The organism is Photobacterium kagoshimensis (assembly GCF_050337045.1).
Taxonomy (GTDB): Bacteria; Pseudomonadota; Gammaproteobacteria; order Enterobacterales; family Vibrionaceae; genus Photobacterium; species Photobacterium kagoshimensis.
On record NZ_JAKJSO010000020.1, the window covers coordinates 103,696 to 124,974 of the forward strand.

Annotated in this window: 15 protein-coding genes and 3 tRNA genes; 11 read left to right on the top strand and 7 right to left on the bottom strand. The window is 43.6% G+C overall.

Features of this window, described 5'->3' with window-relative positions:
* Positions 1-119: 119 nt before the first annotated feature.
* Positions 120-1,010, top strand: coding sequence for a DMT family transporter (locus tag L4C35_RS18525; protein ID WP_428464300.1), 891 nt, complete (start codon positions 120-122; stop codon positions 1,008-1,010).
* Positions 1,011-1,116: 106 nt separating this feature from the next.
* On the opposite strand, the gene L4C35_RS18530 is transcribed toward L4C35_RS18525, so the two are convergent.
* From L4C35_RS18530 to L4C35_RS18540, 3 genes are read right to left on the bottom strand one after another with little or no spacing between them, the layout of a single operon-like run.
* On the bottom strand, positions 1,117-1,959 hold the full coding sequence (locus L4C35_RS18530; protein ID WP_428464285.1) for an energy-coupling factor transporter transmembrane component T family protein: 843 nt from the start codon (positions 1,957-1,959) through the stop codon (positions 1,117-1,119).
* Complete coding sequence (locus tag L4C35_RS18535; protein ID WP_428464286.1) at positions 1,959-3,653, bottom strand: ABC transporter ATP-binding protein; 1,695 nt, start codon at positions 3,651-3,653, stop codon at positions 1,959-1,961. The genes L4C35_RS18530 and L4C35_RS18535 overlap by 1 nt, the downstream gene beginning before the upstream one ends.
* A 2-nt stretch (positions 3,654-3,655) precedes the next feature.
* Entirely contained in the window at positions 3,656-4,207 is a 552-nt protein-coding gene (locus tag L4C35_RS18540) for an ECF-type riboflavin transporter substrate-binding protein (RefSeq protein WP_428464287.1), read from the bottom strand.
* Between the two features lie 829 nt (positions 4,208-5,036).
* Between L4C35_RS18540 and uvrY the strand changes: the two genes are divergently transcribed.
* The 8 genes from uvrY to L4C35_RS18580 all read left to right on the top strand — a co-directional run bounded on the left by uvrY (position 5,037) and on the right by L4C35_RS18580 (position 15,521).
* Positions 5,037-5,681: a UvrY/SirA/GacA family response regulator transcription factor gene (uvrY, locus tag L4C35_RS18545; protein WP_048900804.1), complete on the top strand. Its 645-nt coding sequence runs from the start codon at positions 5,037-5,039 to the stop codon at positions 5,679-5,681.
* 47 nt (positions 5,682-5,728) lie between these two features.
* On the top strand, positions 5,729-7,531 hold the full coding sequence (gene uvrC / locus L4C35_RS18550) for an excinuclease ABC subunit UvrC (RefSeq protein WP_428464288.1): 1,803 nt from the start codon (positions 5,729-5,731) through the stop codon (positions 7,529-7,531).
* Positions 7,532-7,573: 42 nt separating this feature from the next.
* Positions 7,574-8,131 carry a CDP-diacylglycerol--glycerol-3-phosphate 3-phosphatidyltransferase gene (pgsA, locus tag L4C35_RS18555; protein WP_428464289.1) on the top strand — a complete coding sequence of 186 codons (558 nt, stop codon included), beginning with the start codon at positions 7,574-7,576 and terminating at the stop codon, positions 8,129-8,131.
* 635 nt (positions 8,132-8,766) lie between these two features.
* Complete coding sequence (locus tag L4C35_RS18560; RefSeq protein WP_428464290.1) at positions 8,767-11,664, top strand: pyridoxal phosphate-dependent class III aminotransferase; 2,898 nt, start codon at positions 8,767-8,769, stop codon at positions 11,662-11,664.
* 70 nt (positions 11,665-11,734) lie between these two features.
* On the top strand, positions 11,735-12,979 hold the full coding sequence (locus L4C35_RS18565; protein WP_428464291.1) for a carboxynorspermidine synthase: 1,245 nt from the start codon (positions 11,735-11,737) through the stop codon (positions 12,977-12,979).
* Between the two features lie 594 nt (positions 12,980-13,573).
* On the top strand, positions 13,574-14,716 hold the full coding sequence (gene nspC, locus L4C35_RS18570; RefSeq protein ID WP_428464292.1) for a carboxynorspermidine decarboxylase: 1,143 nt from the start codon (positions 13,574-13,576) through the stop codon (positions 14,714-14,716).
* 111 nt (positions 14,717-14,827) lie between these two features.
* Entirely contained in the window at positions 14,828-15,259 is a 432-nt protein-coding gene (locus L4C35_RS18575) for a hypothetical protein (protein WP_428464293.1), read from the top strand.
* Positions 15,260-15,447: 188 nt separating this feature from the next.
* Positions 15,448-15,521 (top strand) — tRNA-Cys (locus L4C35_RS18580).
* An 81-nt stretch (positions 15,522-15,602) separates the two neighbouring features.
* Here the strand turns inward: L4C35_RS18580 and cobA are convergent.
* The 4 genes from cobA to nirB form a co-directional block, all read right to left on the bottom strand.
* Complete coding sequence (gene cobA, locus L4C35_RS18585; protein ID WP_428464294.1) at positions 15,603-16,445, bottom strand: uroporphyrinogen-III C-methyltransferase; 843 nt, start codon at positions 16,443-16,445, stop codon at positions 15,603-15,605.
* Between the two features lie 92 nt (positions 16,446-16,537).
* Positions 16,538-17,356: a nitrite transporter NirC gene (gene nirC, locus L4C35_RS18590; RefSeq protein ID WP_428464295.1), complete on the bottom strand. Its 819-nt coding sequence runs from the start codon at positions 17,354-17,356 to the stop codon at positions 16,538-16,540.
* A 142-nt stretch (positions 17,357-17,498) separates the two neighbouring features.
* Positions 17,499-17,825, bottom strand: a complete 327-nt coding sequence (gene nirD, locus L4C35_RS18595; RefSeq protein WP_428464296.1) for a nitrite reductase small subunit NirD — start codon at positions 17,823-17,825, stop codon at positions 17,499-17,501.
* Complete coding sequence (nirB, locus tag L4C35_RS18600; protein WP_428464297.1) at positions 17,822-20,371, bottom strand: nitrite reductase large subunit NirB; 2,550 nt, start codon at positions 20,369-20,371, stop codon at positions 17,822-17,824. Before nirB ends, nirD begins: the two co-directional genes overlap by 4 nt.
* A gap of 656 nt (positions 20,372-21,027) precedes the next feature.
* Here nirB and L4C35_RS18605 point away from each other — a divergent pair.
* Together L4C35_RS18605 and L4C35_RS18610 are read left to right on the top strand one after the other, a co-directional pair.
* Positions 21,028-21,103 (top strand) — tRNA-Gly (locus L4C35_RS18605).
* Positions 21,104-21,183: 80 nt separating this feature from the next.
* A tRNA-Leu gene (locus L4C35_RS18610) sits at positions 21,184-21,270 on the top strand.
* Positions 21,271-21,279 lie beyond the last annotated feature (9 nt).

Genomic DNA, 21,279 nt, shown 5'->3' on the forward strand with positions numbered 1-21,279 from the left:
TACCTTTCCTTGTAAGTACATCACTGTACCCTAAAAACAAGCTAAAACTGTCACTTTTATGATTCTCTGTACCTGAATAATCTATAACAAAAGGAACAATAAAGGTAGGTCACATGAGAATGACACAAATCGCCCCATACCTATTTGTAGTGTTGTGGAGTTCTGGGTTTATTGGTGCACGTTTTGGTTTGCCGTACGCTGAGCCTGCAACCTTCTTACTGTTACGTATGATGGCTAATGTGCTGGTATTTGGCGTGCTCGTATTAGCGTTAAAAGCCCATTTACCTAAAGGGAAAATGCGTTGGCATTCGTTTGCTGTTGGCGTGTTGATCCACGGTTTTTACCTCGGGGGAACCTATAAGGCTATCTCGCTCGGTATGCCTGCAGGGCTATGCGCGCTGCTGGTGGGGATTCAGCCAATCTTAACGGCTGTTATTATGGTTATCATGAGTAATGAAAAACTGCGACCTTCACAGTGGTTTGGATTAATGGTGGGGTTTGTTGGTATCAGTTTGGTGCTACAAGGCAATATGGAATGGCAGCAAGAAGGGGCCAAAGCCATGGCGTTTGGTTTTACTATGCTAGCACTGTTGGGGATCACATTAGGAACCTTATATCAGAAGCGTTTTTGTCAGGGCGTGGATTTAATTGGTGGGACTTTCTACCAATATATCGCGACAGGTTTGTTGCTTGCGGTGGTGGCAACATCCACGGAAACCATGGTGGTAGAGTGGAACTCGCAGTTTATTCTGACCTTGGTGTGGTTAGTGTTGGTGTTGTCGTTGGTGGCAATATTACTACTGCTTTATATGGTGAAACATGGTGAATCGTCGAAAGTGGCCTCGGTGTTTTATTTAGTGCCGCCAATGACAGCACTACAAGCATGGTTAGCGTTTGGCGAGCAATTTGATATGTTTGGTGCACTGGGTTTTGCACTTGCGGCACTGGCGGTGTACTTGATGATAAGGCCAGCTAAAACACAGCCAATAGTCGTTGAACAGCGTGCCTAAAGATATGAATCATTAATGTGGTAGCAATTGCGCTTCGTAGATAAACAAAAAGCCGCATAGCAGATGCATAGCGGCTTTTTATCATCATGGTGTTATTGCGCTGGCATTACGAGAACGGATACCAAAATAGGCTTTCTGATTGATAACGATTCATTAAGCCAATGGCCAGTACCCCAGCAACCATCGCTAATACAGCGTAGTCTCGAGCTTGCAGCGGTTTGAGGCTATACCAAGAACGTTTCTTATTGCGGCCAAAGCCACGTAGTGTCATCGCATTGGAAATCACATCTGCGCGATCTAGGCTTGAGAAGATCAATGGACCTAAGATTTTAGCGACATTACGGATACGCTTAAATACCGGCACATTTTTAGAAATATCAACACCGCGCGCTTGTTGCGCGTGCATAATATTAATGAAGTCTTTGGTGACTTCAGGTAAATAGCGCAGGGTTAAGCTCACAGCATAAGCAATACGGTAGGGTACACCAAGCTTGTTCAGGCTCGCTGAAAATTCCGTTGGGTGGGTGGTGAACACAAACACCAAAGCAATCGGGAACATGCTGAAATATTTCAGTGTTACTGTTGCTAAGTAAAACAAGGTTTCTGCCGTAATACTGTAACTGCCTGGAAGAGGGAGCAGCACAGTTTCTGTTCCCATGTATTCCAATCCTTGCTGAGGTGCAATCAGGAACATGAAAAGGGCATTCATCATTAAGACGACAGAAGTGCCCATCAGTAAGGGCTTATAAACCTTAAAAGGGACTTTAGATTGCTTTAATAGCCATAAGCCGACTGCAATTAATCCGAAAATAACTCGGATATCAAAGGTGATCAGCACCATAGTTACCCAACCCATAAAGAGTAGGAATTTAGTGATGCCGTTCAAGCTATGTAGCATCGAGCCCGTATTAACGTAGCTAATGCCAAATTTAATTTTGTTGGTTTTCATTATTTTGTCTGTGCCTCGTGCTCGATAAAGCAACGAATAAAGTCATCTAAACGGGTAATATCGAGCGCTTTGCCCAACGTGTATAAACTTGTCACGTTAAGGTTGGCTTGATCGAGTAAACTCGGTTTACTGAATATTTCGTTTACTGCTTGATCAGCAAGACACTTACTATCAGCAATAACAATGGCACGTTGGGTATATTCTAAAACAAGGTGCATGTCGTGAGAGATGATCAAAATGGTGATGCCCAATTTTTCATTTAACTCACGGATAAAGGTCATCATCGCGGTGTAGTGATGGTAATCCTGACCTGCTGTTGGTTCATCAAGAATCAATAACTCAGGTTCAAGTACCAGAATAGTTGCGATTGTTACGCGCTTTTTCTGACCATAGCTCAGTGCTTCAATCGGCCAGTGACGTAATCGGTATAAACCGCATAGTTTAAGCACATCGTGCACACGACGTTCTACTTCAGATTCGGCTATACCGCGATTGCGTAAACCTGATGCGATTTCATCAAAAATCATGTGATGGGAAATCATATGATTCGGGTTTTGCAATACAATGCCAATTTTCTGAGCGCGTTCGAAAATAGACAGGGTTGATAAGTCTTCACCGTTGAAAGACATCGCGCCTGAATCAGGTTCCAATACGCCCATAATTAAACGTGTGATGGTTGATTTACCCGAGCCGTTTTTACCCAGAATCGAAACAAACTCACCTTTATTTAAGGTAAAGCTCACGTCTTCTAGTGTTTGGCGCTCACCGTCGTAGGAGTAACTTAGGTTGTTTACTTCTAACAGCGGAGAGGTGTTTTCAGGGATAACGGCTTCAGTTTGTTTTGCGAACCATTCATTAACACGTGGCGCGAATTTATCTAGTTCGAGCGTAGAGAAATACGCCGGTTTATCCGCTTCTGATATCTCGCAACCAGCAGCTTTTAATGCCGAGATATAAAGCGGTTCACGAATACCGTGTTGTTGTAATAGCGGGCTAGCAATCAAAGCGTCTGGCGTCATGTCAGCGACGATTTCACCACGGTTCATTAAAATAATGCGATCCACATGACGGTGAAGAACATCTTCTAAACGGTGCTCGATAATCACAACCGTTTTCCCCGTATCACGGTGTAGCTGATCGATGATCTCAATAGCTTGTTTACCCGTTTGCGGATCGAGGCTCGCAAGGGGCTCATCGAATAAGAGAATGTCGACATCGTCAACCATAACGCCAGCCAGTGAGACACGCTGCTTTTGGCCGCCACTTAGGTCGAACGGTGACAGCTCAAGCATGGTATCGAGATCAAGCATCTTCGCTGTACTTTCAACAATGCTGCGCATTTCAACTTGCTCAACCATCTGGTTTTCAAGCGCGAATGCGATGTCTTCGCCAATGCTTAACCCTACAAATTGACCATCAGTATCTTGTAAGACTGTGCCTACCATATTGGTGCAGTGGTGTAGATCAAGTGTAGAAACATCTTGCCCGTTTAGAGCAAGGCCACCTGTGGTATCGCCTTTAATAGAGTGAGGGATCAAACCATTTAAGCAATGCCCTAGCGTAGATTTACCGCTACCACTTGGACCAATAATGACAACCTTTTCGCCTTTATTAATCGTAAGGTTAATATTTTTTAAGGTTGGCTGTTCTAACGCCCAGTACTTGAACGAGAAATCAGAAAACTGGATGGTCATGCTTAATCAGCCTCTTTAAGGTTGTAGCTTTGCTGCTTACGTTTAGCGACAGCAGTAAGAATAAAGTGGCCAACAATGGCAATCAGTAAGGTGTTACCTGCGGCAATAATTGAAAGCTGCGCCATGACTTTAACGAAAGGTTCAGCATAAAGAACAGAATCAAGGTACGCAGAGCAGCCATAGCCAACCACGTTACCTAGGAATGCGAGGAAAACAAAAAGTGTGAAATCCAGTTTGTTGAATTTCCCTTTTTCTAAGCGGTCTTTGGTGATTTTTGGATACAGACCAATCAATAAGCCAACAATGCCAGAGCCTAGAACCCAAGTAAGCCATACCCCCCAACCTGCAAACAGATCGGTTACCCAGTGGCCAATAAATCCAACAAGAAATCCCACTAGCGGTCCAAAAAGAACACCGAATAAAGCAAGCACAGCCATGGCTGGTTTTAAGGTGGTGTTTGCAAAAACTGGGATACCAAACATCGGGAGTCCGCCAATGCCATAAAGGGCAGCACCAATGGCGATAAGCACCACTGTCTTAGCAGAAAGCGTCATGATAGAACCTTTATTTATCTTTATTTCTTCTATCCGCTGTCATGGTTGCTAAAACAAAGAGTGTTCTACTGTTTTATCTCAAGCATTAACTCAAGTAACCAAGGGAGATTACTGAGTCTTCAATTATCCGTAATTAACCAAGAGCGGTAATAAAATCAATGCACCTACGGCACTGAGGGCGGCAATCATACAGCAAGAAAAGCATGAAAGGAACGCTCTACTTCTAGACGTCTAGATATTAGGCGATATTGATAGGTAGCAAGAATATAATTGAAATCACATTGTGCACTTTTATATGTGTCTTGATGCGTTACGGCTCACTGTTCCTAAGGTGAAAAGTAGGCAATATGCGCTAAGCTTGTAAAGGTTGCTAGGCATGGTAGAGGAAAAGTAGAATAATAATTCTCAACAAATCTATCATTATGAAAAAGAAGGGTTTTTATGCTTTGTTTTAATCTGAAGCCAAAAGAGCACTTTAGTTTGTTAGAGGCAGAGAAGTTCTCATATTTATAGTAAGTTTGAGGTATTAACAAACTTAGCAACTAAAGATAAAATAGAGTGTATATTTTGTAAGCGGTTAAATTGTCTGTCTTTTCTGCTTTATTTTTGGGAAGAGTTAGTAAATACTGCTGTTTAGTGATATTTAATTTGCAGCATGTAATAAATGCCCTTCAGGCTCGATTTGTCAAGCCTGAACTTGATTCGAATTTTTGCGCTGAGGCACAGAATGCGAATGTGCTCGGATATCAAGTTAGGGTAAAATTAGGTACTATTAAAGCAATCCCGTCAATTCTGACTGGGTGCAGAGCCAAATCATTGGAGATACAGCTTGATTAATGTATTCCTTGTAGATGATCACGAACTGGTTCGCACAGGGATCCGACGTCTTCTTGAAGATGTCCGTGGTATTAAAGTGGTAGGGGAAGCCGACAGTGGTGAGGAAGCCGTAAAATGGTGCCGTAGTGAACATGCGGATATCATTCTTATGGATATGAATATGCCAGGTATCGGTGGTCTTGAAGCTACCCGTAAGATTCTTCGCTTCAACCCTGATGTTAAGATTATCGTTTTAACTATTCATACGGAAAACCCATTTCCGACAAAGGTTATGCAAGCCGGTGGTTCAGGTTATCTGACCAAAGGCGCAGGGCCCGACGAGATGATCAACGCTATCCGTATGGTCAATAGTGGACAGCGCTATATTTCACCTGAAATTGCGCAGCAAATGGCATTAAGTCAATTTGCATCAGATGCTGAAAACCCGTTTAAAGATCTTTCTGAACGTGAGTTACAGATCATGATGATGATCACTAAAGGTCAGAAAGTTACCGACATTTCAGAGCAGCTGAGCTTAAGTCCTAAAACGGTGAATAGTTACCGCTACCGTTTGTTTAATAAGCTTGATATTAGTGGTGATGTGGAATTAACCCACCTTGCAATTCGTCACGGGATGCTAGACACAGAGACCTTGTAGTGTCAGAGCATCACGACGGAACAGCTTTTGATTCAAAAAGCTTCTTAATGACAGTCACTCACCAGCCTGGCGTGTACCGGATGTACGATGCCACTGGTGAGGTGATTTATGTCGGTAAAGCAAAAGACCTCAAAAAACGCCTTTCGAGTTATTTTCGCACCAATGTAGCGGGTGAAAAAACGCGAGCGTTGGTGAAAAACATCAATAAAGTTGATGTAACGGTCACCCATACCGAAACAGAAGCCCTTATCCTTGAGCACAACTACATCAAATTGTATTTGCCTAAATACAATGTACTGCTGCGCGATGATAAATCTTACCCGTATATATTTCTCAGTCACCATAAGCATCCTCGCTTAAGCATTCATCGTGGTACTAAAAAGCGCAAAGGCGAATACTTTGGGCCTTACCCAAACTCTGGCGCGGTCCGTGAAAGTTTGCATTTGATGCAAAAGCTCTTTCCTATTCGTCAGTGTGAAGATTCGGTTTATGCCAACCGTAGCCGACCATGCTTGATGTATCAGATTGGCCGTTGTTTAGGACCTTGCGTAAAGGGCTTAGTCAGTGATGATGAATACAGCGATCAACTTGGTTATGTTCGTTTGTTTTTGCAAGGCAAAGACAGACAGGTGATAAGTTCGCTAGTTGAGAAAATGGAACACGCTAGCATGGCATTGGAATTTGAAAAAGCGGCGACCTACCGTGATCAAATTCAGGCACTACGTCGTGTGCAAGAACAGCAGTTCGTCAGCCATGACAACGAAGATGATATCGATGTTATTGGTATTGCTCACGAACGAGGTATGGCATGTATTCATGCGCTTTACATTCGCCAAGGTAAAATCCTTGGTAGCCGCAGTTATTTTCCTAAAGTGCCCTCAGATGCTGATTTACCTGAAGTATTATCCAGCTTTTTGACTCAGTTCTATTTGAATCAAGCTGAAGGACGTGTGATCCCAGCCGTGATTGTTGTTGGGGAGGCGTTAGGGGATGAGCAAGCGGTAATCTCAGAAGCGTTAAGCCAAGTTGCAGGGCGGAAAATTTCACTGAAAACCACCCCTCGTGGTAGTCGTGGTCAGTACCTTAAATTAGCGCAAACCAATGCCAATACGGCATTAATTAGTAAATTGAATCATAAAATGACGATTCAACAGCGCTTTAGTGCCCTGTCAGAGGCGCTCAAATTAGACGTCATTAATCGAATGGAATGTTTTGATATCAGCCATACCATGGGTGAAAAGACAGTCGCATCGTGCGTTGTGTTTAATAAAGATGGCCCGTTAAAACCTGAGTATCGCCGTTTTAATATTACGGGGATCACGGGAGGCGACGATTATGCAGCCATGGCGCAAGCATTAGAGCGTCGATACGGTAAACAAATGGATCCTGATAAGATCCCAGATATTATTTTTATTGATGGGGGTAGAGGTCAGCTTTCAAGAGCGTATGATGTAGTGAATACATTCATGCAAGATTGGCCAAAGCGTTCATTACTCGTCGGTGTGGCAAAGGGCACAACACGTAAACCTGGGCTGGAAACCCTACTTCTAGTAACGGGTGAAGAATTTTCAATGCCGAGTGATTCTCCAGCATTGCACCTTATTCAGCATATACGTGATGAAAGCCATAACCATGCTATCAGTGGGCATAGGGCACAACGCGCCAAAGTCCGTAAACGCAGTGCATTAGAAGATGTGGAAGGTATTGGCCCGAAACGTCGTCAATCATTACTTAAATTCATGGGTGGACTTCAAGAATTAAAACGAGCCAGTAAAGAAGACATCGCCAAGGTTCCAGGGATCAGTAAATCTTTGGCAGAAAAGATATTTGACGCATTGCAACACAGTTAGCTTTGCGGCACTCTATTAAAATCACTTATAAGAATAATCGTTATGCGTTTAACAATTCCGAATATTTTGAGCTTTATCCGTTTGCTCCTTATCCCCGTCTTCGTTATTGCATTCTATCTACCTTATGAATGGTCGCCTTTTGCGACGGCATTTGTGTTTTGGGTAGCGGGTGTGACTGATTGGTTTGATGGTTATCTGGCACGTAAACTTAATCAAACAACACGTTTTGGTGCATTCATTGATCCTGTCGCCGACAAGTTAATGGTTGCAACCGCGCTTGTGCTTGTTGTTGAAGACTACCACAGCCTATGGATCACCATTCCAGCTGTTACCATGATTGGACGTGAAATTATCATCTCAGCACTGCGTGAATGGATGGCTGAGTTAGGTAAGCGTTCGAATGTTGCAGTGTCTTGGGTAGGTAAAGTGAAAACAGCAACCCAGATGTTTGCACTGTTTATCTTGCTTTGGCACCCGACTGAGTGGGCTGTTTGGGTTGGTTATGTTTCACTCTACATTGCGTTGATTTTAACTTATTGGTCGATGTACCAGTACTTAAAAGCAGCAAAAGACGATTTGTTGCATGCAGACCATATGTAAACAGATTTAAAACAAAAGGCGACGTCAGTCGCCTTTTTGCTATCTGGAAGGTACTTGTTATCTATCTGATTGGTTTTTAATCAATAATAATATGTGCAGCATTTTCAGATTATGTTCAAAATGAAATATAGGGTGGAAACGTACACTTGTCTGTGTTACTTTCCTGCCAATCTCAGTAGGCCATGTTTACTGGGGCACATGCGTTATGACAAATCCTGCTGATATTGTCATAACGTGCCGTAGGTACTGATGTGAACTTTTCATCAGTAGAAGGGCATTAATAGCGCAAGTCTGTACTAATAAATCAGGCGCATATTGAAGGAACCCAACAGTGCATATTATTTTTCAGAAACCCCAATTCAGCTTTGTCTTACCTAATTGCAGTATCATTACTGAGCCTTGATCTTCCGATCTGAAAATTTATAGCCAGCCACTGGCGTACTCGATACTTCATCAGCATATTTGCTGATGCGTACTGATGTGTTTATCCGTAATACTACAAAGTGTTTTGTGATTACCTAGGGTAATAATGACTGCTCTGAGCAATGATACTCAGGGGAGATCGATAGATCACAGCTATCACGCACTTAATGAGCCTACGGACAAACACAGTAAATTTTTGATATGGAATAATCATGAATAACGTGTTTGATTTAGATAATCTTAAACATGCGTCTAATGTGCCAGTTGTGCACGATTTATACGACTTAACCCCAGATGAACTGTTATTAAGCCAAGAGCATTACGAATCAGAAGTTCGCTCTTACCCTCGTCGTTTACCTTTAGCCATCGCGAAAGCGGCAGGCGTATTGGTTGAAGATACTCGTGGTCAGCTATTTGTTGATTGCCTTGCTGGTGCTGGCACACTGGTTCTTGGTTATAATCACCCTGAAATAAACCAAGCGATTATCGATCAACTTAATGCGGGGTTGCCTTATCAAACACTTGATATGACGACACCAGCCAAAGATAAATTCATCAAAGAAGTGATGGATTTCCTACCTGAATCCTTTGCTGAAGATGCACGTATTCAATTTTGTGGCCCTTCAGGTGCCGATGCTGTTGAAGCTGCCATTAAGTTAGCAAAACAAACTACAGGTCGTAATACCATGGCGGCATTCCATGGTGCTTATCATGGTATGACCAACGGTACTATGGCGATGATGGGTAACCTTGGCACCAAAGAGCGTCGACAAGGCTTGATGTCTGATGTGCACTTTTTACCTTTCCCTTATAGCTTACGTTGCCCATTCGGCTTACAAGGCGACGAAAGCGCGAAACAAAGTATTCGTTACATTGAACGCATGCTTAGCGATGATGAGAGTGGTGTCCAAAAACCAGCAGCGATTATCGTAGAACCTGTTCAAGGGGAAGGTGGGGTTATACCTGCGCCTGCATTCTGGCTACGCGAGTTACGCCGTATTACCCAAGAGCACGGTATTTTATTGATCTTCGATGAAATTCAATGTGGGATTGGTAAAACAGGCCATAATTTTGCCTTTGAAGAGTCTGGTATTAACCCTGATATTCTTTGCTTATCGAAAGCCGTCGGTGGTGGTCTACCAATGTCGATTCTGATTTTTAATAAATCTATCGATACTTGGCGCCCAGGTGAACACACAGGCACTTTTCGTGGCAATCAGCTCGCAATGGCAACAGGTGCAAAGGCACTGGAAATTATCCGCCGAGATAACCTCGTAGAGCATGCTAAAACCGCTGGGCAGTACTTCCGTGAAGGACTAGAGCGCATTGCTCAGTATACGAATTGTATTGCTGAAGTACGTGGTAAAGGTTTAATGCTCGGCGCTGAAATCGTGAAAGTCGATGGCAGTAAAAACAAGTTTGGTGAGCCAGAAGCGGATCCTGAACTAGCAGCACAAATTCAACGTGCAGCATTAGAGCGTGGCTTGATCATTGAAAAAGGCGGGCGTCAAGGCGCTGTTTTACGATTCCTCCCACCAATCATCATTACTTTTGAGCAAATTGACTTTGCGCTTGATGCTTTAAGTAAAGCTATTATTGCCACAGCTGGACCTGCAATTGTGAATGAATCGGCTGTGGCTAACGAGCAAACACACTGGCGAGACCACTTTATTCACACGGGTAATGGTGGCGCAGACTTGTTTGAAGCGGCACTAAATCAAACCACGCAAGTACTGAAAAAAGTCTTTGAAGAGTGTGAGTCACCGTATTCAGGGCTTGAACCTCAAGTGCTTAAATCGATGATTAATAATATTGATTTGGATAGTCAGCAGTTACCGCTTGATCTCGTGCTTGAGCAAACAGGCGAGCTGATTGCCAAAAATTCGATCATTGTTCAGCATCCTCACTGTATTGCGCATTTGCATACACCACCATTACTGCCTGCTGTTGCCGCCGAAGCTTTTATTGCTGCCTTAAACCAATCTATGGACTCATGGGATCAAGCAAGCTCAGCCACATTTGTTGAACAAAAAGTGGTGGATTGGCTATGTGGCGTATACCAGTTGGGCGAGCAAGCTGACGGTATTTTCACATCGGGCGGCACGCAAAGTAACTTGATGGGCTTATTACTGGCTCGAGACTGGGCGGCTGATACCATTTCTGGTCACAATATCCAGAAGCAAGGCTTACCTGATTACGCGAGTAAACTACGAATTCTTTGCTCGAAGAAATCACATTTTACGGTACAAAAATCAGCATCACTGATGGGGCTGGGTGAACATGCTGTTGAGTGTGTAGATACCAATCCAGACGGTACCATTAAAATTGCTTCGCTGGTGAAAACCGTTGAAGCATTACGAAATGATGGCTTACTACCGTTTGCATTAGTCGGTACGGCTGGCACAACCGATCACGGTGCGATTGATGATTTAGCGGGTATGGCAGATATTGCCCAGCAACATAACCTTTGGTTCCATGTTGATGGTGCTTACGGTGGTGCGCTGATCCTAAGCCGTCACAAATCTCGCCTACATGGGATAGAAAAAGCGGACTCGGTGAGTGTCGATTTCCATAAGCTTTTCTATCAACCAATCAGTTGCGGCGCAGTATTACTTAAAGATAAAGAAAACTTTAAGTACCTACTTCACCATGCCGATTACCTGAACCGTGAAGATGATTTACTGCCAAACTTAGTAGATAAATCGATTGCGACAACCAAGCGATTTGATGCGCTAAAAGTCTTAATGACCATGCAGTGTGTGGGTACGCAAGCTCTGGGTGCTATGTATGATCATCTGCTTGGGCAGACGCAACAAGTTGCTGACATGATCAACCAGTCGGCGGATTTTGAATTATTTGCCGATCCTGCGCTATCAACTGTGTTATTCCGCTATGTTGGACAAGACACTGTCGAGCTGGATCAGCTTAATAAACAACTACGCATTGATGCACTTGTGCAAGGGAAAGCGGTATTAGGGGAAACCATCGTCGATGGCAAAGTGTCACTAAAATTGACGATTTTGAACCCATGTCTGACCTTGTCAGATTTTGAATCATTACTTAACGAAATACGCCAAGTCGCAGCGCAACTTGAGTTAGTGACAGGCTAATACACGACTTAACCGTAGTCAGTGTATTCGCTGACTACGATTTTTACTGATTTAATAAACGGAAAATATTATGGCTATTTTACAAATTGGTGCAGGCGGCGTTGGCTGGGTTGTTGCACATAAAGCAGCACAAAACAACGAAGTGCTAGGCGATATTACTATTGCATCACGTACAGTATCTAAGTGTGAAAAAATCATTGAGTCGATCAAGGGTCGTAACAACCTGAAAGACACAACGAAAAAACTAGAAGCACGCGCAGTAGATGCCGATGACGTTGAAGCACTGGTTGCACTGATCAACGAAGTGAAGCCTGATCTTGTGATCAATGCTGGTCCTCCATGGGTAAATATGACCATCATGGAAGCATGTTACCAAGCAAAAGTATCGTACCTAGATACATCAGTAGCGGTAGATTTATGCTCAGAAGGACAGCAAGTACCACAAGCATACGATTGGCAGTGGGGCTACCGCGAGAAATTTGCAGAAGCAGGTATCACAGGTATCCTAGGTGCAGGTTTTGATCCAGGTGTAGTGTCTGTATTTGCCGCATACGCAGTTAAGCACCTGTTCGATGAAATCGACACCATCGACGTTATGGATGTAAACGCAGGTGATCACGGTAAGAAGTTTGCGACTAACTTCGATCCAGAAACCAACATGCTAGAAATTCAAGGTGATTCATTCTACTGGGAAAACGAAGAGTGGAAACAAGTACCTTGTCATACCCGTATGCTAGAGTTTGATTTCCCTAACTGTGGTCCACAAAAAGTCTACTCAATGGCGCACGATGAAGTGCGCTCAATGAAGGAATTCATCCCAGCAAAACGTATCGAATTCTGGATGGGCTTTGGCGATGCTTACCTAAACTACTTCAACTGCATGCGTGATATTGGCCTACTAAGCCCAGACCCACTAACATTGCATGATGGTACCGTAGTTCAGCCTCTACACGTACTAAAAGCATTACTACCAGATCCAACATCACTGGCACCAGGTTACACAGGCTTGACCTGTATCGGTACTTGGGTACAAGGTAAGAAAGACGGTAAAGAGCGCAGTGTATTTATCTACAATAATGCCGACCACGAAGTGGCATACAAAGACGTAGAGCACCAAGCGATTTCATACACCACAGGTGTACCAGCAATTACAGCCGCACTTCAATACTTCCGTGGTAAGTGGGCAGAAGCTGGTGTGTTCAACATGGAGCAACTAGACCCAGATCCGTTCCTAGAAACTATGCCTGAAATCGGTCTAGATTGGCACGTTCAAGAGCTACCTGTGGGTCAGCCAGACATCAAAATCTTGAAATAAGGTTTTAAACTGGTTATTTCTCTTTATTGCGTTGTTGGAAGTGCTCATTTATGCCTATAAACTCCGCGCTTCCGCCTAGCACTGAAGAGAAATCCCTGCGCTAAAAAGCCTTATTTGGTTTGGCTAAGTCGAAGAATTTGCTGATTATTGGCTAAATTAACAGGAAATTAAGCTGGTTATCTCTTTTCATTGTGTCGTTGGAAGTGCTCATTTATGCCTATAAACTCCGCGCTTCCGCCTAGCACTGAAGAGAAATGCCTGCGCTAAAAAGCCTTATAGGTTATTAGCGTCGAAGTTTAAACGTTGTGAATATAAAGAAGAGGGCTGAGGCTCTCTTCTATTTTATGTGTTGTTGCTAAATGCCTATTTTTCATTGGATGTTGCGTCAGTAATCTTGCAGTCCGAAGGGCAGCTTTGTCTTGTTTGAGCGAAGCGAGTTACAAAGCGGTGCGAAGATTATAAGCAGCATACAATATGAAGAAAAATTCGGCACACGGCATTTTTTGGTTACTTTTTGTTGCTGTAGACAAAAAGTGACACCCTCGGAGAGGGTTCTAATGTGCCGTTAAGGCAAATTTAGCTTGGAACAAGATAATGACAGTAAACAAGAAAGAACAACTAAAAACCCCATACTTCATGATCAACGAAGACAAGTTGATCCAAAACCTAGAGAAAGCAAAAAAATTAAAAGAGCTATCTGGCGTTAAGCTGGTATTGGCACTGAAATGTTTCTCAACATGGGGCGTATTCGACATCATCAAACCTTACTTAGATGGTTCGACAAGTAGCGGTCCATTTGAAGTTAAGTTAGGTTACGAAACCTTTGGTGGTGAAACGCATGCTTATAGCGTGGGTTACAGCGAAGATGATGTAAAAGAAGTCGCAGATATTTGTGACAAGTTGATTTTTAACTCACAAACACAGCTAGCAGCTCATCGTCACCTGGTGGAAGGTAAAGCCTCTATTGGTTTGCGCCTCAACCCTGGTGTGAGCTATGCAGGTCAGGATTTAGCCAACCCAGCGCGTAAGTTCTCGCGCTTAGGGGTTCAAGCCGATCATATTGATCCCAGCGTCTTTGATTCGATCAACGGCGTGATGTTCCACATGAACTGTGAGAACAAAGATGTTGATGCCTTTGTTGGATTGCTCGATGCAATCTCTGACCAGTTTGGTGAACACCTAAATAAACTGGATTGGGTAAGCTTAGGCGGTGGTGTGTTCTTTACATGGCCTGGCTATGAAATTGAAAAACTAGCCGCTGCATTAAAAGCATTTTCTGAGAAACATGGCGTACAGCTGTACCTAGAACCCGGAGAAGCCATTATCACTAAAACAACCGATCTTGTGGTGACTGTGGTCGATGTGGTTGAGAACGGCATGAAAACTGCGATTGTCGATTCAGCAACCGAAGCACACCGTTTAGATACACTTATCTATGATGAGCCTGCTTCTATCGCAGAGGCGTCAGAAAACGGTAAGTATGAATACGTTATTGGCTCATGTTCATGCCTTGCGGGTGATCAGTTCTGTGTGACTCAGTTCGATGAACCATTAAAGATCGGCCAGCGCCTTCATATTGTCGATAGTGCAGGTTATACCATGGTGAAATTAAATTGGTTTAATGGCCTGAAAATGCCATCCATTTACTGTGAACGCACCAATGGTGACATCCAAAAACTGAATGAATTTGGCTACGATGACTTCAAGCGTTCATTGTCGCAATGGTCTGTAAACTAATAATTATTTTAACAATAGAAGCCAGTTTCTGCTGGCTTTTTGTTATAGTAGCAACTCTAATAAAACAGTGTTGTTGATGCTATGTATAATAGGAATAAGCTTTTTGCCATTATGGCGCTCTCATCAGTTATAGGTTTGGTTGGATGTAATAGTGGTGAGGATGTAGCGGAATCTGACTCTTTATATGTTAAGTCTGATCAGTATAAATCAGAGTCATTCACCATCAATGCCGATCAACAAGTGAAGGTGAAAGCGACGTTATTGGCTGGTGATGCCATTGAGGCGTATGTACTGGATGAAAGTGATTATCGGCTTTGGCTAGCAACCACACAAAATAATGCCTTTTCAAATGCAGGGTTGAGTTACATTAGGAGCATTACCCCGTTAGAGAGTAGCCATGAAACAGGCTGGTTTAACTTAACGGCGGGTAATTATTATATCCTGTTTGAAAATACCGTGTTTGGATCCGTGAAACCGACATTGGCTGGTGGCTCTAGTAGTGTATCTTACTCAGTATTAACCCAATCAATGAAGAAGAGTTAAGCATCTGAGTTGGTTGATTTCTAGCAACGTTGAATAAAATGCCGTTGTTTTGTTGGTTGAGTGTGCAGTTGAATCTTAATTGATAGATTTATTATTGACTCTATACCTGAACAGGGTAAAGTACGCCTCGTTCTCACGGAGAAACGTATATACAGATGACTAGTCATCTGGAGTCGTGAGGCAAAAATGGCGCGTTGGCAGAGTGGCTATGCAGCGGATTGCAAATCCGTGGACCTCGGTTCGACTCCGGGACGCGCCTCCATATTTATACCGGATCTCACCATGAGGTTTGACGGTTAAAGTCCGAAAAGCCAGCTTAATTGCTGGCTTTGTTGTATCTGCATTATACCGCTTTAGATTTGTCTTCTGGCATGTCTGACATTTCACTATAACAACTTTGTAGGCTCTGCTTAGGTTCAAACCATGATAGTTTGTGCGCAAGTTGAGTAACGCCGCCGATAATGATGAGAGCAGGGCTTTCCGCATGTGCTGCAATAATCTCTAATGTTTCTAATGAACAAGGAAGTACACGTTGGTTTTTGCTTGTGCCACGCTCAATAATTGCAGCAGGTGTGAGTGGTGACATGCCGTGCGCTTCAAGACGACGACAGATTTCACCACTCTGATTCAGCCCCATATAAAAGACTAACGTATTATTTGAACGTGCTAACGATGCCCAATCGATCTGTTCTTTCTCTGATTTTAGGTGCCCTGTTACAAATTGAACGCTTTGTGCATGATCACGATGAGTAAGTGGTATACCGGCATAAGCGGCACAACCAGCAGCTGCGGTAATCCCAGGTACAACTTCGAATGGAATATTATGAGGAAGCAGCGCTTCAAGTTCTTCACCGCCACGGCCAAAAATGAAGGGATCGCCACCTTTTAATCGCACAACGATTTGGCCCTTGAGCGCCTGTTCAACCAAAATTTGGTTAATACCATCTTGAGGTACACAGTGATGACCTGCTCGTTTACCAACGAAAATCAGATTCGTATGCTCGGGAATTAATCCGATAATTTCATTTGAAACCAGTCGGTCATAAACAACGACATCTGCTTGTTGGAGCATGCGAAGTGCTTTGACGGTCAATAGGTCGGGATCACCAGGTCCTGCACCAACCAGTATTACTTTACCTATCGTTGAGTGAGGGGTTAGGTGGCAGACTTTATTATCGGTTGTCATTAGGCTTACTCCACATCGGGAATTTGGAACAAAATCGGGACATAGCTAAAGTCATCAACGGTGCAGTATTTCTACCACACCGTGAATGTTAATTACGCTGTTTGTGTTGCTGCTGAAGCATTCGTTTTTGTCGCGTTCATTACTGGACGTTGTGCTTTAGGTGTTGTAAACCAATAGCCTAGACCCATAAATACCACGCCTGAAATTGTGTTGCCGATTGTAACCCAAAATAGGTTGTGGCCAATTCCAGCTAATGTAAATGCCTCTTTATGCTCGCCGAACCAAGATAATGCAAAGATGGTCATATTGGCAATAGAGTGCTCATAGCCAGAGGCAATAAAGGCCAATAAACACCACCAAATGGCGATAAATTTAGCAGATCCTTCGACACGTTGGCACATCCAAATAGCTAAGCAGACAAGCCAGTTACATAGCACACCTTTGAATAGTAGTGCGGTTGCCGAACCCGAGGTTTTAGCCATAGCGACATTGTTAAGTAGGCTGTTGGTTTCAGGTAGTAGCTTTCCGCCGCCAGCATAGAAGAACAATAGGGCAACACCGACAGAGCCAAGCAGGTTACCTGCCCATGTCTGTGGTAATACACGTAAGGTATCACTAAGGGTAATTTGACCTGTTTTTACACCAAAAGTGAGGAACATAGTGTGTCCGGTGTAAAGCTCAGAACCTGCGATAATGACTAGGGTTAAGGCAATACCAAACGTACCGCCCATCACCAGCGAGCGAATAGATGGATCGACCATATTCCCTAAAGTGAAAATAAGAATAATCCCAAGCCCGACATAAGCGCCAGCCATGGCAGAACTGAGCCAAAACCCCAACTTTTCCTTATCAGCAAAATCAACGATACGTGCAGCATTGGCTGAACATTTCTTAATCGTGTCTGCGTACATGCGTGTCTTCCTTTATAAATTTAAATCGAAATCTTTTTGGGATAGATAAAGGGCCTCCATACCTATTCCAAAAAGCAGGGAATTTTGACAACTGGTAAGCAAAATTCCCCGAATCTTAGCGTGAAGCTAAGGATTGATAGATTTAAGCAGCGATTTGAACTTCGCCGTTTTCTACTTGTACTTGGTAGCTTTTGACTGATGCTTCTGCATTTTCAAGACAGCGACCATCTTTTAATGCGAAGCGTTGTTTCTTGAGAGGACTTGCCACCCAAAGCTCACCATCATGCTCACAAATAAGGCCCCGAGATAACACGTTAGAGCGGGCAAATGGGTCCATATTACTAATGGCATAGAATGTTGCTGATGTGTCAGGTCGGAACAAAGCGATTTGTTCACCTTGGACGAGAGCACAAACACCAGTACCTGGAATAACATCCTCTATTTGGCAGACTGTGATCCACTGGCTCATGCGTGTTCCTCCACTGAAATAGTGTAAGTTGGGATTTTCTCTGCTTCAGTTGCAGGGCGGTGTTGTTCACGTTCAGAGACAAAGACAACATTGCTATCGCGCTCATCTGAGTTGATGAAGTGGCTAAAGCGTTTTAGTTGGTCATCGTTATCGAGCGTGGTTGTCCACTCACACTGGTAGCTTGTAATGAGTTTCTCTGCATCCGCTTCAAGTTGTGCATTAATGCCAAGCTTGTCGTTGATAATCACATCGCGCAGGTACTCAATGCCGCCTTCAAGGTTTCCTAGCCAAACAGAAGTACGCTGTAGTTTGTCAGCAGTACGCACGTAGAACATCAGGTAACGGTCGATGTATTGAAGCAGTGTGTCTTTGTCTAAGTCGGCAGCCAGTAAATCAGCATGACGCGGTTTCATACCGCCATTGCCACCGACATACATGTTCCAACCTGCATCTGTTGCAATAATGCCTAAGTCTTTGCCTTGCGCCTCGGCACATTCACGGGTACAGCCAGATACCCCGAACTTCATTTTGTGCGGAGTACGAATACCCTTGTAGCGGTTTTCAAGCTCGACACCTAAGCCAACGCTGTCTTGCACGCCGAAACGACACCAAGTGCTTCCCACACAAGTCTTCGCCATGCGTAGGGCTTTTGCATAGGCTTGGCCTGTTTCAAAACCAGCAGCAATCAGCTTTTTCCAAATAACAGGTAAGTCGTCTTTGTGCGCGCCAAATAAACCAATGCGTTGTGCGCCTGTAATTTTGGTGTACAGGTTGAACTTGCTAGCTACCTCTGCAACGGCCATTAAACCTGCTGGCGTGACTTCACCACCCGCCATACGCGGAATCACCGAATAGGTACCATCTTTTTGCATGTTGCCTAAGAAGATGTCATTAGTATCTTGCAGTGGGGTATTGTCTTGCGTGAGAACGTAGTCATTCCAGCTTGATGCCAGAATCGAACCTACAGTTGGTTTACACACTTCACAGCCATAACCCTTACCGTATTTTTTCAGTAGCTCATCAAAGGTTTTGATTTGCTCTACACGGATAAGGTGGAAAAGCTCTTGGCGAGAATACTCAAAGTGCTCACATAAGTGGTTTTTTACTTCGATACCAGATTTAGCCAGTTCTGCATTTAAGACTTGGGTAATAAGAGGTAAACAACCACCACACCCCGTACCTGCGCCCGTTACCGCTTTGATCTCGCCAAGTGTCGTGTGGCCATCTGCAACCGCTGTTGCGATTTTTGCTTTAGTAACATCGAAACATGAACAAATAACCGCGGAATCAGGTAGGGAGTCGGCACCCATGGCTGGCTTTTCAGCACCTGCGTGTGCAGGTAGGATCAGCGTGTCTGGGTGTTTAGGTAATTCGATGTCATTGAGTTTTAACTGGAGCAGGTTACCGTAGTCAGAGGTATCACCAACTAATACGGCACCAAGTAGCTTCTTACCGTCTTCTGATACAATAATGCGTTTGTATACTTCTTCGCTTTCATCAAGGTAAACGTAGCTCTTGCAGTTAGGTGTGCGACCATTCGCATCACCAATACTACCGACTTTAACCCCAAGTAATTTCAGCTTGGCGCTCATGTCTGCGCCTTCAAATGTATTGTCATCACCTATTAAGTGGCTAACGGCAACTTGCGCCATTTTATAACCTGGTGCAACAAGGCCATAGAACATCTCATTCCATGACGCACACTCACCAATGGCATATACATCTTGATCGGATGTGAGACAGTGATCGTCAATCGCGATACCACCACGACGGCCAGTGGCTAAACCACATTGCATGGCAAGCTTATCTTGTGGGCGAATACCGGTCGAGAACACAATAAAATCAACTTCTAGTGACGTGCCGTCAGCAAAGTTCATGGTGTTACGTGCATCAGTGCCTTCAGCAACGATTTCTTTAGTGTTCTTACTTGTATGAACTTTTACGCCCAGCTTTTCAATTTTCTTGCGAAGCTGCTCGCCACCTTGTGGATCTAGCTGTTCGGCCATCAACACAGGAGCAAATTCAATCACATGCGTTTCGACCCCCAGTGCTTTCAGCGCCCCCGCGGCTTCAAGGCCAAGTAAACCACCACCTACGACAACACCACTTTTGCTGCGTTTAGCTGTGGCTTCGATGGTTTTTAGGTCTTCGATAGTGCGGTAAACAAAACAGTATTTGCCTTCGTTACCTTTAATCGGTGGAACCCAAGGGTAAGAGCCAGTAGCCATGATCAGCTTGTCGTATTGAATTTCACGACCAGTATTAGAATGGATGATTTTTCTTGCGCGGTTAATGGTGATAGCACGTTCACCAATGAGAACATTGATGCCGTGTTTTTCGTAAAAGCCTTCCTTAACAAGGGAGAGCTCATCAGCAGTATGGTGTGAGAAGTAAGAAGACAGGTGAACCCTATCGTATGCAATTCGTGGTTCTTCACAGAAAACGGTTACTTCATAGTTTTCCATGTCTGCTTTATCGACTAATTCTTCGATATAGCGATGGCCGACCATACCGTTACCGATAATCGCCAATCTGACTTTGCTCATAATATCCTCTTAACAAAGGCGTTAAATCTGAGCTGATAGTAATAAGGCAGGTTGTGAATAAATATGATGTAAATCAACTACAATTTTAAATAGCTCTAAAGGGGTAGTGGTTATTTAATCAAGCATTTGGCTGTTTGTTGGTCATGTTTGGTGTTGATTTATTACAACATGTAGAAGTAAAAGGTAAAATATTTATAGCTTGGTGCGTATTCTGTGAAAGTTTGTGGTCATCATTACTGCGCGTGATGTGATGTGGATAAGGATGAAGAAATTGACATGCGGAGGAAAGCCGTTGTTGCTTTATAGCAAGAGTGAAGTTTGATTAGAGTAAAAGATAACTTTCGCTCTTAGTATAGGAATCTCAATTTTGTCTAATAGCGTGATGTTTTGCTAAAAAGAGGCTATTTAATGTTTTAATCCTGCAATTAAGGAAATAGTAGAGCTTTGTTATTTTATGGATCTGCGGGTAAATCGCTTATCTGCTTGTTTTTTAGCAAGTTGTTTGGGGTATCATCGTTCAATCTGAATATATATTATTCGTTGCGGGCTGCTTTTTAACCGATTGAATAATTTGTTTATTTTTTTAATTGACTCATTTTTAGAATCTAGTAAAGTACGCCTCGTTCTCACGGCAAAGGTCGCTGAGAAACATTGATGCGACACTAGCTCAGCTGGTAGAGCGCAACCTTGCCAAGGTTGAGGTCACGAGTTCGAACCTCGTGTGTCGCTCCAAATTAAAGTCGGATTGCTTTATAGCAGTAAGACAAAGATGGTGTTTAACTTTTCAGTTGGCGCATCGCAAAGACTTGCGTGCCCTGGTGGTGGAATTGGTAGACACAAGGGATTTAAAATCCCTCGACGTTCGCGTTGTGCCGGTTCAAGTCCGGCCCGGGGCACCATCTATTCCT

Bases quoted from the DNA above. Each gene is read 5' to 3' on its own strand.
- L4C35_RS18525 (WP_428464300.1), top strand. From the start codon at position 120: ATGACACAAATCGCCCCATACCTATTTGTAGTGTTGTGGAGTTCTGGG.
- L4C35_RS18530 (WP_428464285.1), bottom strand. From the start codon at position 1,959: ATGAAAACCAACAAAATTAAATTTGGCATTAGCTACGTTAATACGGGC.
- L4C35_RS18535 (WP_428464286.1), bottom strand. From the start codon at position 3,653: ATGACCATCCAGTTTTCTGATTTCTCGTTCAAGTACTGGGCGTTAGAA.
- L4C35_RS18540 (WP_428464287.1), bottom strand. From the start codon at position 4,207: ATGACGCTTTCTGCTAAGACAGTGGTGCTTATCGCCATTGGTGCTGCC.
- uvrC (WP_428464288.1), top strand. From the start codon at position 5,729: ATGACAGTCACTCACCAGCCTGGCGTGTACCGGATGTACGATGCCACT.
- pgsA (WP_428464289.1), top strand. From the start codon at position 7,574: ATGCGTTTAACAATTCCGAATATTTTGAGCTTTATCCGTTTGCTCCTT.
- L4C35_RS18560 (WP_428464290.1), top strand. From the start codon at position 8,767: ATGAATAACGTGTTTGATTTAGATAATCTTAAACATGCGTCTAATGTG.
- L4C35_RS18565 (WP_428464291.1), top strand. From the start codon at position 11,735: ATGGCTATTTTACAAATTGGTGCAGGCGGCGTTGGCTGGGTTGTTGCA.
- nspC (WP_428464292.1), top strand. From the start codon at position 13,574: ATGACAGTAAACAAGAAAGAACAACTAAAAACCCCATACTTCATGATC.
- L4C35_RS18575 (WP_428464293.1), top strand. From the start codon at position 14,828: ATGGCGCTCTCATCAGTTATAGGTTTGGTTGGATGTAATAGTGGTGAG.
- cobA (WP_428464294.1), bottom strand. From the start codon at position 16,445: ATGACAACCGATAATAAAGTCTGCCACCTAACCCCTCACTCAACGATA.
- nirC (WP_428464295.1), bottom strand. From the start codon at position 17,356: ATGTACGCAGACACGATTAAGAAATGTTCAGCCAATGCTGCACGTATC.
- nirD (WP_428464296.1), bottom strand. From the start codon at position 17,825: ATGAGCCAGTGGATCACAGTCTGCCAAATAGAGGATGTTATTCCAGGT.
- nirB (WP_428464297.1), bottom strand. From the start codon at position 20,371: ATGAGCAAAGTCAGATTGGCGATTATCGGTAACGGTATGGTCGGCCAT.